At 33.1% G+C, this 14203-nt stretch carries 10 protein-coding genes; 6 read left to right on the forward strand and 4 right to left on the reverse strand.

Going from position 1 to position 14203, the window contains the following annotated elements; translation table 11 throughout:
• The first annotated feature begins 485 nt into the window (after nucleotides 1-485).
• From lon to LNQ49_RS21135, 5 genes are all read left to right on the forward strand, one after another.
• Nucleotides 486-2939 (forward strand): endopeptidase La, encoded by a 2454-nt coding sequence (gene lon, locus LNQ49_RS21115; RefSeq protein ID WP_229990922.1) that lies wholly within the window; start codon nucleotides 486-488, stop codon nucleotides 2937-2939.
• Between the two features lie 189 nt (nucleotides 2940-3128).
• Nucleotides 3129-4151, forward strand: coding sequence for a type IX secretion system protein PorQ (gene porQ, locus LNQ49_RS21120; RefSeq protein WP_229990923.1), 1023 nt, complete (start codon nucleotides 3129-3131; stop codon nucleotides 4149-4151).
• Between the two features lie 4 nt (nucleotides 4152-4155).
• Complete coding sequence (locus tag LNQ49_RS21125) at nucleotides 4156-4755, forward strand: murein L,D-transpeptidase catalytic domain-containing protein (protein WP_229990924.1); 600 nt, start codon at nucleotides 4156-4158, stop codon at nucleotides 4753-4755.
• A 36-nt stretch (nucleotides 4756-4791) separates the two neighbouring features.
• Entirely contained in the window at nucleotides 4792-5484 is a 693-nt protein-coding gene (cmk, locus tag LNQ49_RS21130) for a (d)CMP kinase (protein WP_229990925.1), read from the forward strand.
• A 67-nt stretch (nucleotides 5485-5551) separates the two neighbouring features.
• Nucleotides 5552-6928, forward strand: coding sequence for a nucleoside permease (locus LNQ49_RS21135; RefSeq protein WP_229990926.1), 1377 nt, complete (start codon nucleotides 5552-5554; stop codon nucleotides 6926-6928).
• 76 nt (nucleotides 6929-7004) lie between these two features.
• On the opposite strand, the gene LNQ49_RS21140 is transcribed toward LNQ49_RS21135, so the two are convergent.
• Nucleotides 7005-7520, reverse strand: a complete 516-nt coding sequence (locus LNQ49_RS21140; RefSeq protein ID WP_346432477.1) for a hypothetical protein — start codon at nucleotides 7518-7520, stop codon at nucleotides 7005-7007.
• A 399-nt stretch (nucleotides 7521-7919) separates the two neighbouring features.
• On the opposite strand from LNQ49_RS21140, the gene rpsA reads away from it, so the two are divergent.
• On the forward strand, nucleotides 7920-9695 hold the full coding sequence (gene rpsA / locus LNQ49_RS21145) for a 30S ribosomal protein S1 (protein WP_229990927.1): 1776 nt from the start codon (nucleotides 7920-7922) through the stop codon (nucleotides 9693-9695).
• Nucleotides 9696-9796: 101 nt separating this feature from the next.
• Here the strand turns inward: rpsA and LNQ49_RS21150 are convergent, their stop codons facing one another.
• The 3 genes from LNQ49_RS21150 to LNQ49_RS21160 form a co-directional block, all read right to left on the reverse strand.
• Nucleotides 9797-10336, reverse strand: a complete 540-nt coding sequence (locus LNQ49_RS21150; RefSeq protein ID WP_229990928.1) for an ExbD/TolR family protein — start codon at nucleotides 10334-10336, stop codon at nucleotides 9797-9799.
• A 175-nt stretch (nucleotides 10337-10511) separates the two neighbouring features.
• On the reverse strand, nucleotides 10512-10931 hold the full coding sequence (locus tag LNQ49_RS21155) for an OsmC family protein (RefSeq protein WP_229990929.1): 420 nt from the start codon (nucleotides 10929-10931) through the stop codon (nucleotides 10512-10514).
• A 139-nt stretch (nucleotides 10932-11070) separates the two neighbouring features.
• Nucleotides 11071-14106, reverse strand: a complete 3036-nt coding sequence (locus tag LNQ49_RS21160; RefSeq protein WP_229990930.1) for a choice-of-anchor I family protein — start codon at nucleotides 14104-14106, stop codon at nucleotides 11071-11073.
• Nucleotides 14107-14203: the final 97 nt, after the last annotated feature.

The following is a 14203-nucleotide window of genomic DNA, read 5'->3' on the forward strand; positions in this document are numbered from 1 at the left end:
TTTTGTGAAAAGTTTTTTTTAAAATGCTTAAAGATTTGAATTATAGGATATAATTAAATTATACTTTCTTAAAAAACAATTGATATAGTAGTGGTATTAGGTGAAGCTAAAACCTATACATCAGATGTTGATTATTGGGGTTTAAAAAATATAGGCATTATTAAAATGGCAATCAAAGAAAGTGCTACAGAGCTAGTTGCTTATACACAGAAATAATTGTTGCATCCGAGAGTTATTACCAAAAATATTTTCGGTATTTTTATATCTATAATATTAATTTAAAATTGCATGATCAGGTAATAAATGGAGTTGGCTTGTAAATCAAAATTCTTGTCTATATCTGTTTTGGCACAATGATTGTCTATTTTTATTGCTGTGCAAATAAATAGGGGCCTTGCAGAGGTTTTGCTTAAAACGTAGCAGGGTTATCCAATAATTTGCATTATGAATTTATTTTTTAATGACAAAACGACTTATATTATACTATGTCAAATCATAAAATACTTACTATTGACAATCTGTCACTTCAGGAATTTGATTCTGAAGCCGAATTAATACCGTTATTAACTCCCGAGGATGAGGAAGAAATGAATAATGAAGAATTGCCTTTTTCATTACCAATTTTGCCTTTGCGCAACACTGTTTTATTTCCAGGAGTTGTTATTCCGATTTCTGCGGGTAGAGATAAATCTATAAAGCTTATAAACGATGCAAATGCTGGTGATAAAATCATTGGAGTTGTTTCTCAGATAAATGAAGAAGACGAAGATCCATCTAAAGATGATATCAATAAGGTAGGAACAGTTGCGAGAATTCTTCGTGTTCTAAAAATGCCTGACGGAAATATTACTGTTATTTTACAAGGTAAAAAGCGTTTTGAAATTGCAGAAGTAATTTCGGAAGAGCCATATATTACTGCAAATGTAAAAGAGGTTGAGGAAACACGTCCTGAGAAAAATGACACTGAATTTAATGCTATTGTTGATTCGATAAAAGAATTGGCAATTCAGATTATTAAAGAAAGCCCAAGCATTCCATCAGAAGCAACATTTGCTATTAAAAACATTGAAAGTCAGTCGTTTTTGATTAATTTTGTTTCATCGAATATGAATTTATCGGTAAAAGAGAAACAAGATTTATTATCGATAAATGGTTTAAAAGACCGAGCGCTTGAAACATTGCGTTACATGAACGTTGAGTTGCAAAAATTAGAATTGAAAAACGATATTCAATCGAAAGTTCGTTTTGATTTGGATCAGCAACAACGTGAATATTTCTTGCATCAGCAAATGAAAACCATTCAGGAAGAATTGGGAGGGGTTTCGCAAGAGGAAGAAATGGACGAAATGAGCCAGAAAGCCAAAGAAAAAGTTTGGGATGAGAAAACGCAAAAACATTTCGAGAAAGAATTGTCAAAAATGCGTAGAATGAATCCACAATCGCCAGATTTTGGTATTCAAAGAAACTATTTGGAGTTGTTTTTAGAATTGCCTTGGGGAACGTTCTCTAAAGATAATTTTGATTTAAAACAAGCTCAAAAAGTATTAGATAGAGATCATTTTGGTTTAGAAGAAGTAAAGAAAAGAATGATTGAACATTTGGCAGTTTTAAAATTGCGAAATGATATGAAATCACCGATCTTATGTCTAACAGGACCTCCGGGAGTTGGAAAAACATCTATAGGTAGATCTGTTGCTGAAGCTTTAGGAAGAGAATATGTGCGTATCTCTCTTGGTGGTTTACGTGATGAAGCAGAGATTCGTGGTCACAGAAAAACATATATCGGAGCAATGCCAGGTAGAATCATCCAAAGTTTGAAAAAAGCAGGGACTTCTAATCCAGTATTTGTTTTAGATGAAATCGATAAATTATCAAATAGTAATAGTGGTGATCCATCATCAGCTTTATTAGAAGTTTTGGATCCAGAACAAAACAGTGCTTTTTATGACAATTTCCTAGAAATGGGGTATGACCTATCAAAAGTAATGTTTATCGCTACTTCCAACAATATGTCGGCTATTCAACCAGCTTTAAAAGACAGAATGGAAGTAATTAAAATGTCTGGATATACTATAGAAGAGAAAGTTGAAATTGCACGCAAGCACTTGTTTCCAAAACAGCTTTTGGCTCATGGTTTAACTGCAAAGGATTTGACTATTGGTAAAAAGCAATTAGAAAAAATTGTTGAAGGATACACAAGAGAATCAGGTGTTCGTAATCTTGAAAATAAAATTGCTCAAGTAATTCGTAATGCAGCCAAATCGGTAGCAATGGAAGAAGAGTATAATAAAAAAGTAACCGACGAAGATATTGTTAAGATATTAGGGGTGCCAAGGTTAGAAAGAGATAAATACGAAAGTAATGATGTTGCTGGTGTAGTTACAGGACTTGCTTGGACAAGTGTTGGTGGAGATATTCTTTTTATAGAATCATTAATATCTGAAGGAAAAGGAGCTTTGACGATTACAGGGAATTTAGGAACTGTAATGAAAGAATCGGCTACAATTGCATTGGAATATATTAAGGCAAATGCTAAGAAATTAGGTTTGAATCCAGAATTGTTCCAAAAATATAATATTCATATACACGTACCAGAAGGAGCAACTCCTAAAGATGGTCCGAGTGCAGGTATTGCAATGTTGACTTCATTAGTGTCTTTATTGACGCAAACCAAAGTGAAGAAAAATATGGCAATGACTGGTGAGATTACTTTACGTGGAAAAGTATTACCAGTAGGAGGAATCAAAGAAAAAATATTAGCAGCCAAAAGAGCTAATATTAAAGAGATTATTTTATGTCATGAAAACAAAAGTGATATTGATGAAATTAAACCTGAATATTTAGAAGGGTTGACTTTTCATTACGTAAAAGAGATGAGTGAAGTTCTAGCACTGGCTTTAACAGATCAGAAAGTTAAAAATGCTAAAGAGTTGAAGTAATGTATCTTATTTTAATTTGCAATATTGACAAATAGTAATTATAAAATTCCAAGTTCTTAAACTGATTGTATTTAGTTTTAGGATTTGGAATTTTTTATTTTAATTTGAAAAGGACAATTTGTTATTTGTCATATTATAATTTTATCTTCGCAGCTGCGTTTTAGTAAAAGATAAAAGCAATATATAAGTATGCTGAAAAAACTGGGATTCTTTTATTTATTTACTTTTTGTGCCGTTTCTTACGGACAAATAGGAGGTAAATATACCTATCAGTTTTTGAATTTAATGCCTTCGCCAAGACAAGCAGCCTTAGGAGGTAAGACGATTACCATTTATGATGATGATGTGAATCAGGTTTTGTTTAATCCGGCAACTTTAAATCAGGATATGAGTAATCATCTTGCTTTAAATTACGGGAGTTATTATGGAGAAGTAACCTACGGAAGTGGTTCTTACGCTTATACGTATGATCAGCATTTGCAAACTTTTCAGGCAGGGGTTACTTATGTAAATTATGGGAGTTTTGATGGATATGACGAAAACGGTCAGGCTACTTCGGACTTTACAGGAAGTGAAGCAGCACTCTCTTTTGGTTATGCTTACAATATTCCATATACAGATATACATATAGGAGCAAATGCTAAATTGATTTCTTCTACTTTAGAGAGTTATCACTCTTTTGGAGGGGCGTTAGATTTAGGAATGCTTTATATCGATGAGAAAAATGATATAAATTGGGCTTTGGTTATTCGAAATATAGGAACTCAATTTAGTACCTATTCAGGGATTCATGAAAAATTGCCCTTAGAAGTAATGGCTGGGGTTTCGCAGGAATTGGAAAATGTGCCTATTAGATGGCATCTTACATTAGAGAATTTACAACAGTGGAATCTCGCTTTTTCAAATCCAGAGCGAGGTACAACAAATATAGACGGGACTACTACCGAAGAAAAGGTGTCTTTTTTTAATAATGCATTACGCCATGTAATCGTTGGAGTGGAACTTTTTCCTAAAAGAGCATTTAACTTTCGTGTAGGTTATAATTTTAGAAGGGGTGAAGAATTACGAATTTTAGAACAGCGTAATTTTTCTGGAATGTCACTAGGTTTTGGATTAAAATTGAATAAACTAAAGTTTAATTACTCTTACTCCAGATATAGTTTGGGAGCAAATACAAATCTTTTTGGATTGACGATTAATTTTCAAGATTAAGTTTATGAAAATATTTTATTTAATATTATTTGTTTGGTCAGGTTTATTTACTACCTCAAAAAACAACTATCAACAAGAAAGTATTAGTGATGCTGATGTCACAAGGCTTAATGAGCAGGTAAGGAATTTAAGAGAAATGATTAGTAGTAATTCTAAATACAATACTAAAATCGCTTTCTTGATTGACATGAAGATAAAATCAGGTAAAAACCGCTTTTTTGTTTATGATTTGGTAAATGATAAAATTTTAGATGAAGGGCTTGTAGCTCATGGATCGGGTTCAGAAACAGGAACTAGAGGGAGTTTAAAATTTAGTAATTTACCAGATTCAAAGGCTACTTCATTAGGGAGGTATTCAATAGAAAAGGCGTATAAAGGTATTTTTGGGAAAGCATATAGATTATTAGGTTTAGATCAAACGAATAACAATGCGTTAAAAAGAGCTATAGTTTTACATTATTATTCGGCAGTTCCGTGTGAAGAGCAGGATTATTATATTTCAAATAGCCATGGCTGTCCAATGGTTAATGAGGACTTTTTTAAAAGAATAGAAAAACTAATCGATACATCTAAGTCAAATATCATTATGGATATTTACTATTAGAAAAACATAAAACAATAAAAATAATAAAATACTATTTTGAAAAAAATAACGATAGCAATCGATGGATTTTCATCGACTGGAAAAAGTACTTTGGCAAAACAATTAGCAAAACATTTAGAATATGTATATGTAGATACTGGAGCTATGTATAGAGCAGTAGCGCTTTATGCAATGAAAAATGGATATATAAGTGCTGATTCTTTTGATAAAGAAAAACTAGTTGCAAGTTTACCTTCTATTCAATTGGTTTTTCAATATAATGCCGAATTAGGTTTTGGAGAAATGTATTTAAATGGAGAAAATGTAGAAAAAGAAATTAGAACGATTGAGGTTTCTAGTTTTGTAAGTAAAGTTGCCGAAGTTTCTCAGGTGCGTTCTAAATTGGTAGAGCAGCAACAGGAAATGGGGAAAAACAAAGGGATTGTTATGGACGGTAGAGATATAGGAACTGTAGTTTTTCCTGATGCTGAGCTTAAAATATTTATGACGGCAAGCGCTAGTACTCGTGCACAGAGACGTTTTGATGAGTTACAGCAAAAAGGAGACAATGTGTCTTATGAGGAAGTATTAAAAAATGTAGAAGAGCGTGATTATATTGATACACATCGAGAAGATTCACCATTGGTAATTGCCGATGATGCTGTAGAAATTGATAATTCGTACCTAAATAAAGAAGAACAATTTACTTCAGTTATGGAATTAGTGAATGATGTTGTAAAAACAGCTTAATTCTTTGCAGATTTCATTTTAAATAGTAGTTTTACCGCCTAATTTTATTTTAAAGACAATTCATCTTATGGGAATTAAAAACAGATTGATTATAATGAGCTTTCTTCAGTTTTTTGTTTGGGGAGCATGGCTTATTACAATCGGAAATTATTGGTTTGGAACAAAAAATTGGGAGGGAACTCAATTTGGTTTAGTTTTCGGTACCATGGGAATTGCTTCTTTATTTATGCCAACCCTTACAGGGATTATAGCTGATAGATGGATTAATGCTGAAAAATTATACGGCGCCTTACACATTCTATATGCGTTGGTCTTATTTGCAATAGCACAAGTAACAACTCCAGATCATTTTATATATGTGATGTTTGTAGCAATGTGTTGCTATATGCCTACAATTGCACTAAGTAATTCAATTTCATACACTTCGCTTAAATTAAATAATAAAAACATAGTAAAAGATTTTCCGCCTATTCGTGTATGGGGAACAATTGGTTTTATTGTTGCTATGTGGATTACCAATCTAAGCGGAAGCAAAGCAAATGAATATCAATTTTATATTGCTGGAATTGGTGCGTTAGTTCTAGGAATTTATGCCTTTACATTGCCAAAATGTGAGCCACAGTGTTTGACTAAAGAAGATGCTTCTTTAGTTGAAACATTAGGTTTGGAGGCTTTTAAGTTGTTCGGAAATTATAAAATGGCTTTGTTCTTTGTTTTCTCTATGTTTTTAGGAGGAGCTTTACAGTTAACTAATGCTTATGGTGATGTTTTCTTGGATGAGTTCAAGCATTTTCCAAAATATGCAGATTCGTTTGTAATTCAATATTCTACAATTATAATGTCGATTTCACAGGTTTCAGAAACCTTGTTTATTTTGGCAATTCCATTTTTCTTAAAGCGTTTTGGTATCAAACAAGTAATGCTTATTAGTATGCTTGCTTGGGTGTTGCGTTTTGGATTATTTGCTTTTGGAGACCCTGTAAATGGTTTATGGATGATTATTATGTCATGTATAGTTTATGGAATGGCATTTGATTTCTTTAATATATCAGGTTCATTATTTGTAGAAAGTAATACTGATTCTAAAATACGTTCTTCGGCACAGGGATTGTTCATGATGATGACCAATGGAGTAGGTGCTGTTTTAGGAAGTTTAACTTCGGGATGGGCAATTGATCGTTTCTTTACAAAATCATTTAATAATACAACAGAATTGGCTGGGTTTCTTCAAACGGAGCCTACAAATTCTAAGATGTTAGAGTTTGTGAATAGTCATGGAAACACTGTTTCTGCTGATGGCGTTTTTGCTAGTGAGATATTAATGAAGGATTGGCATAACATCTGGCTGTCGTTTGCAGCTTATGCATTAGTTATTGCAATTGCTTTTGCTATTTTGTTTAAGCACAAACATGATCCAAAAGAGATTGAAAATTTGAGTCATTAATAGAAGATATATTTTAAACAAAAACCGACAGGATCTAAAATCTGTCGGTTTTTTGTTTTTAAAAGGATTGTTTAATTTATTCCAGTGAAGCAATTAGATCTTCAGTTTGTCTTTTTTGTTCAGCATATTTTTGTTGCATATCTGAACCTTCTTCCATTCGATTGTAGTATTCTAAGCCTTTGTTAGCGAAGAACTTTTTATGGAAATTGGAGATTTGGGGAACTTGTGGAAATAATATATTGAAATTCATTTCGTAATACGCTTGCCATTCTCGTTCGTTTTTATCTAAAACGTAGGGTTTTGTAGTTTTTTGTTTAACATGAACCATTTCATGAGCAATAAGAATGAGCATTAATTCTAGTGGGAATTCGAAAGTGTTTTCTGGAATCCTGATAATTTGGGGTTTCCCAAAGTCGCCTTCGGTAGTCATTAGTATAAAACTAGGTTCTGCTTTTTCTCTAAACTCAAATCCTTTGAGGTTAAGATTCTTTAGATTATACTTTTTTAAAAGCCAGTAAACGGCATTGATAACTTGTCCGTTTTTGTGGAAAGTGTTAACCTTTAATTTTATTTCTTCGAGAGTCATAGCCATAAAGTAAAAGTAAATAAAAATTTGAGACCCAACCCGTTTTAAAAACCTATTAGGTATTTGCTTATAGTATTATATGAGCTTTGGCAAAAGTTCTTAAAACTACTAAATCTCTAATCTAGCCCCGATAAAGCCGATATCCTTTTTCTAGCTTTTTAGATAGGAAAAGATAAAGGCGAAAGCGGGAGTTTAGGTGTTTTAAACCTTTAAATTTTCTGCTTCTTAATAATTGACCGATAATCATCTGGATTTATTTTGTCAGTACAAATAAATGTATTAATTTTGCAAACCTTTTGGTGGAGAAGAGTTTCTATTAGGTATCAACTATTTATGTAAAACAACTTCTGTTTTTTCTATCGCTTTAAGAAACTCGAGAGAAACAGAATACAAATTTTTATCAGCATGTCTGAACAAGTAAAATCACAAGAAGAGTTTTTAGCAAATTTTAACTGGCACAATTTCGAAGAAGGTATTGATGCAGTAGATGAGAAAAACTTACAAGAATTCGAAGACTTAGTATCAAAAACTTTCATCGCTACTGATCAAGAAGAAGTAGTAGAAGGTGTAGTTGTTAGAATTACAGATAGAGACGTTATCGTTGATATCAACGCAAAATCGGAAGGTGTTATTTCTTTAAACGAATTCCGTTACAACCCAAACTTAAAAGTAGGTGACAAAGTTGAAGTATTAATTGACATCCGTGAGGATAAAACAGGTCAATTAGTATTGTCTCATAGAAAAGCACGTACTATCAAATCATGGGATAGAGTTATCGCTGCAAACGAAACAGGTGAAATCGTTAATGGTTTTGTAAAATGCAGAACTAAAGGTGGTATGATCGTTGACGTTTTCGGAATCGAAGCTTTCTTACCGGGTTCTCAAATTGACGTTAAGCCAATTAGAGACTACGATGTATATGTAAACAAAATGATGGAATTCAAAGTGGTAAAAATTAACCACGAATTCAAAAACGTTGTTGTATCTCATAAAGCGCTTATCGAAGCTGATATCGAAGTACAGAAAAAAGAAATCATCGGTCAATTACAAAAAGGACAAGTATTAGAAGGTGTTGTTAAAAACATTACTTCTTATGGTGTGTTTATTGACTTAGGTGGTGTTGATGGATTAATTCACATTACTGACCTTTCTTGGAGTAGAATCAACCACCCAAGTGAAGTTCTTGAATTAGACCAAAAATTAAACGTTGTAATCCTTGATTTCGATGATGAGAAAACAAGAATTCAATTAGGATTGAAACAATTAAACGCTCACCCATGGGATGCTTTAGATGCTAATTTAACTATTGGTGATAAAGTAAAAGGTAAAGTAGTTGTAATCGCTGATTACGGTGCATTTATCGAAGTTGCTGAAGGTGTTGAAGGTTTAATCCACGTTTCAGAAATGTCATGGTCAACTCATTTACGTTCTGCTCAAGATTTCGTAAAAGTTGGTGATGTAGTTGAAGCTGTTATCTTAACTCTTGACAGAGATGACCGTAAAATGTCATTAGGTATCAAACAATTGACTCAAGATCCATGGACTGATATCACTTCTAAATACCCAGTAGGTTCTAAACATACAGGTATCGTTAGAAACTTTACAAACTTTGGTATTTTCGTAGAATTAGAAGAAGGAATTGATGGATTAATCTACATCTCTGACTTATCTTGGACTAAGAAAATCAAACACCCATCTGAATTTGTAAATGTTGGTGAGAAACTTGATGTAGTTGTATTAGAATTAGATGTTGAAGGACGTAAATTATCTTTAGGTCACAAACAAACTACTGCTAATCCTTGGGATCAATACGAAGATTCTTTCGCTGTAGGAACTATCCACAATGGTGAAATTTCTGAAATCGTTGACAAAGGAGCTACTGTAGAATTCGGAGATGATATCGTTGCTTTCATTCCTACTCGTCACCTTGAAAAAGAAGACGGAAAGAAATTGAAAAAAGGAGAATCAGCTGATTTCAAAGTAATCGAATTTAACAAAGAATTCAAAAGAGTTGTTGCTTCTCACACTGCTATCTTCCGTGAAGAAGAAGAGAAAAATGTGAAAACTGCAACTGAAAATACTTCATCTGCATCTACAAACGCACCAGCTGCAACTTTAGGTGATAACAATGATGTATTAGCTGCATTAAAAGCTAAAATGGAAAAAACTGAGAAAAAATAATTCTTAGTTTCCTATAAATAGAAAGTCCCACAGTAATGTGGGACTTTTTTTTATTTCAAGTTTTACACTGCGACTGCAAACTGGAAAATGCGAATGTTCTTTTATCTAGCAGCCAATAATTTGGATTCCTCAGGTGTAAAATTATTTATAATTGTATAAGTGTCAATTTTTGCAATTGCCATTTCATCGAGAATATCAACTAGGTTTTTATAGTTGGATTTTTTACTTGGTTTAATAATTACAATTACACCGTTTTTTGGCTTTCCGATTTGAGCAGAATATTCTTTAATTGATTTATTTTTACTGTATAATTCCTTACGAATCCCATCTTTCCCGTACTTCATTTCTTTAGGTGAATCTATAGGCCGTTCTAGAAGTCCATGATAAGAAATGATTCTATCATGATCATCAAGTAATATCGTTATAATTCGGCTTCCATCCATTATTCCACAGCCTCCTAACCAGATATTATCTGGATCTTTATCTGGTAAAGCTAATGATATTGTTTTTGGTTTACCTAATTCGTTAGTAATCATAAAGAATGCAATTAATAAAAAAGAGACGCTCACCATGGCAGTTAAATCGACTCTTGTACTTAGTTTTTTACTTCTTACTTTTTTGTCTTTTTTATAGGTTTCCATAATTGCAATAGTTAATGATTAGGTAGTATAATGGAGTTGGTTTAGGTATTTCCCCTTTTTGGTTGTTATAAATATAATAATTTTTTAATATAAAAAGTCCCACATTGCTGTGAGACTTTCTTTTTTATATTTATTTACATTATCTGTAAACTAATCCTATCAGAAGAATATTTTTTTAACTAAGTAAGTTTATGGTTAAAGTAATATTTGTTTTCAATAACTTAGATATTGGACAAATTTCTTTGGCTTTTAAGGCTGCTTTAGAAAATTCCTCTTCAGAGATATTTGGAACCTTTCCTTTTAGATCCAGATTAATCTGGGTTATAGTACCATCTTCAAATGTCACTGTAGCTTCTGTATGTAAATCTTCTGGAGTATATCCTGCTTCTGATAGTAAGAAGCTTAATTGCATTGTAAAACAGCCAGAATGGGCTGCAGCAATTAACTCTTCGGGATTGGTACCCACGCCATTTTCAAAACGGGTCTTAAATGATAGTTGGGCATTATCTAGTGTGGTACTTTGAGTACTTATAGTTCCTTTTCCTTCCATTCCAGTGCCTTTCCAGTTGGCATGTGCTTTTCTAGTAAATTTCATCTTTTAGAATTTTATGGGATTAATAATAATTGTACAACTAAATTAATTGATTTTCTTGTATTGTTTTGAAATTCATTTAATTGTAATCTCAAATATACTCAAATTTTATTGAGTAGAAGTGTACAGCAGTACATCTCTACTATTTTACAATCATCTTTTTTACAATTCCTTCAGCTGTTTTTACAAAATAAATTCCTGTTGTAAGTTGAGATGTATTGATGGTTTGTGCATTTTTGGTAGTTAAAACATTTTTTCCATTTATATCAAATACTTGTATATCGGCAGTTCTGTTAAAATAAACAATTCCTTTTTGTGATGGGTTAGGGAATAGTGAAAAAGTAGGAGTACTATCTGTGACAAAATCAGGAGCTGATAAGCTTTTAGCGTCTACTTCAAAAATGGTTATTGTGCCACTTATTTCATTGGCAACAAGTATGTAACCTTTTCCTGTAGGGCTATTTTCTGGAGCTATATAAGTGATTCCTTCTGGTCCATGATCTCCTACGTATGCCGATGTGCTTCGGCTATTTTTATAATCTACAAATTTTACATTATTTGGGTCGGTAACATTATAAGCCATGACGCCACCAACGCGCTCTAATGATATAAAGGCAAAAGTTTGACTTCCTATTTTAGCAGTTGTTACTCCTTCAGGTTCTGGACCTTTGGCTCGGCTTCTTGTTTTTGAAGTATTGCTTTCGTGATCAGCATTAAAAAGCAATGGTAAATTTGCTGCAGTGTACATTTCGAAGTCATCTCCACTATCAAAAACAATTTGCTTGGTAGTTGTATTAAAAATAGAAAAAGAGCGTGCTCCTAAGCAATTAATGGCTTCAAAATCTGCATCGCTATCTAGATTTCCATTTAGATTTGTGGTTCTAAAGCGTCCCAAATTATAGGCCTGTTTTAGTACGGCTGCATTAGGAAAAATAGTTGGATCAAGATTAGTTGCGCCCACAGTAGTTCTTTCGACAAAACCAGTGTATTCTTTTTCATCACCTTCATTTGCAGTAACCAAGTAAGTAGTTCCACCTATAGTGTAATTAGCAACGCCATCTGGAAGATAAAAAGCTTTCATAGGCCAATTAGCAATTAATACTTCACCATTGTTATCAGACACATCAAAACCATTTCCTGGAATGCTAATATCTTTAGTTCCTAATGCCCAAATATCGGTTATGGTATTGTTGGTCAAATCAATTTCGGCAATAGCATTGTTTTCTTGTAAAGTTACCCATGCTTTTTTGGAGTCAGAACCGATAGTAACATATTCAGGTTCTAAATCTTGAGATAAAGTACTGGTTAGTTTCAATTTTCGTATTCCAGACGCAATTAAAGTAGCTTCCTGAGCATTATAAGCTGTAAAAAGTAATGTAGTAACATTCGATTGATTCAAAGTAGCAATTCCACCAGAAATATCAATTATGCTTACAGAACCTTCGGGGTCAACGCTGTAATCAATATTTGGCTGTCCTTCATTGGCAGTCATTACTTTTTTTCCATCTGGTGAAAAAGTTACCATATCTGGTAATGCACCTACAGTTACTTGTTTTTGGAAAATACCATCAGTGTTAAAAAAAACTACGGAGCCATTAAGAGATTCATCTGTATTTGGAGAAGCAACGGCTATAAGTCCGTTTTTTACAGCTACGCTTGTTACGCCACCATAAACATTCATATCTATAGATTTTATTACTTTGGGAGCAGTTGGGTCACTAAAGTTTATTACATCTAAGAATCCTGCAACAGCGCTTGTGGTGAATAAACGTTGAGAATCTTTATCATGAACTACAATTTCGCAGGTACTACTGTTGCTCCCAGATGGGTCAAAACTACCAATATAATTTAGTTCAATTTCTTTACTAGGAACAGGAGCTAAGCGATCGTTGTCTTTTATGTAAATTGTTGCTGTTGGAGTTCCAGTAATTGTAAAACCAACAGGGTTTTCTAAACTCAACACAAAATATTCAGCTTGCTGTTCTTCTAGGTTGTCATCGATAATAGGAATTGCAATAGTCTGCGTTAAAGCGCTAGAATTTGTAAAATGCAAGGTTTGTGTACTTAAAGTAAAATCATTTGCATCAGCGGTGCTAAAAGGGGCTCCTTTTACAACCAAATCGACAGAACCTGTTATTGGACTTCCTAAATTGATTATAAAATTTAAGTTTGCTGCATTTTCGTTTATAGTAATAAAGTTTGAAGCAAATGAAACAGTTGGACTTGCTGTTGTAAATAGAGAAGATAGAGTAGTAGTAATTGCATTATTGCTTAAATCTTCAACCTTGTTTGGTAATAATGCCAAATAATAGCTTTGGTTAGTCACTAGTGCTTGTGTTGGAGCAACAGTAATAATTTTATCATTTATTGTTGCATTAAAAGGAATTAAAGCACCAGTTGCATTGTTTAAGCGTAATTCTAATAAAGAAGCAACATTTGTGTTGTTTATAGTATTATCATTTATTAAGCGAATGCTTTCGTTAAAAGTGATTGTAGGGGTAACAGTAGTGCTAATAGCTGTACTTGCATTTGCTGGTAAAATGGTTGCTACTGGAGCGGTTGTATCTGCGCCGCCAGTTGCTGTACCTTCTGTAGTGAAATTGTCAAAGCGATTGTTTCCTCCAATTCCTCCAGGGCCTTGAACAAACTCTACTTTTAATTTAAAATTAGGATTGTTATTTGCACCTGTGATTGCAGTAAAATCTAAAGTTGCCAATCCTGGATCTCCATTGTTTGGTGTGACAGGTATAAATGAAGTATAGCTACTTCCGTCAAGAGTATAGAACCAGTTTTGAGTTCCAGCTCCTTGTGCGGAACGGCGGGTAGCAAATTTTACAATTATATTTTTGTAACCCGTAGTTGGCAATGCAAATACAAGAGCACCGCCTATAGGATTGCTAAAACGTAAATGAGTACCTGAAACTTCGCTATTACGCGTGTTTAAATTTAAAATATCAAAGTTTTGTCCAGTTCCGCCATTAAATTCTATAAAACTGGTTCCTCCTGCAAGGGCAGTTATCGAAGTGCCTGCGACTAATGCAACATTTGGTGTTGTCATTGTTGCTACTGATGTTGGATTATTAAAAGACCAGTAATTGATTAATGTTTGTCCCCAAGAGAAAGTGGAGGTTAGGAGTAAAGAAAAGTAAAATAACCTTTTTGAGTAGTGTTTTTTCATAGTTTTTGGTTTAATGGTAGACTACAAAAATCACTTAAAACTGTTATAATAAGATTAATAGAAAAATAAGGAATGATTAAATCAATGGCTTGAACGT

The sequence above is a fragment of the Flavobacterium pisciphilum genome, assembly GCF_020905345.1.
GTDB lineage: Bacteria > Bacteroidota > Bacteroidia > Flavobacteriales > Flavobacteriaceae > Flavobacterium > Flavobacterium pisciphilum.

Bases quoted from the DNA above. Each gene is read 5' to 3' on its own strand.
- lon (WP_229990922.1), top strand. From the start codon at position 486: ATGTCAAATCATAAAATACTTACTATTGACAATCTGTCACTTCAGGAA.
- porQ (WP_229990923.1), top strand. From the start codon at position 3,129: ATGCTGAAAAAACTGGGATTCTTTTATTTATTTACTTTTTGTGCCGTT.
- LNQ49_RS21125 (WP_229990924.1), top strand. From the start codon at position 4,156: ATGAAAATATTTTATTTAATATTATTTGTTTGGTCAGGTTTATTTACT.
- LNQ49_RS21135 (WP_229990926.1), top strand. From the start codon at position 5,552: ATGGGAATTAAAAACAGATTGATTATAATGAGCTTTCTTCAGTTTTTT.
- LNQ49_RS21140 (WP_346432477.1), bottom strand. From the start codon at position 7,520: ATGGCTATGACTCTCGAAGAAATAAAATTAAAGGTTAACACTTTCCAC.
- rpsA (WP_229990927.1), top strand. From the start codon at position 7,920: ATGTCTGAACAAGTAAAATCACAAGAAGAGTTTTTAGCAAATTTTAAC.
- LNQ49_RS21150 (WP_229990928.1), bottom strand. From the start codon at position 10,336: ATGGAAACCTATAAAAAAGACAAAAAAGTAAGAAGTAAAAAACTAAGT.
- LNQ49_RS21155 (WP_229990929.1), bottom strand. From the start codon at position 10,931: ATGAAATTTACTAGAAAAGCACATGCCAACTGGAAAGGCACTGGAATG.
- LNQ49_RS21160 (WP_229990930.1), bottom strand. From the start codon at position 14,106: ATGAAAAAACACTACTCAAAAAGGTTATTTTACTTTTCTTTACTCCTA.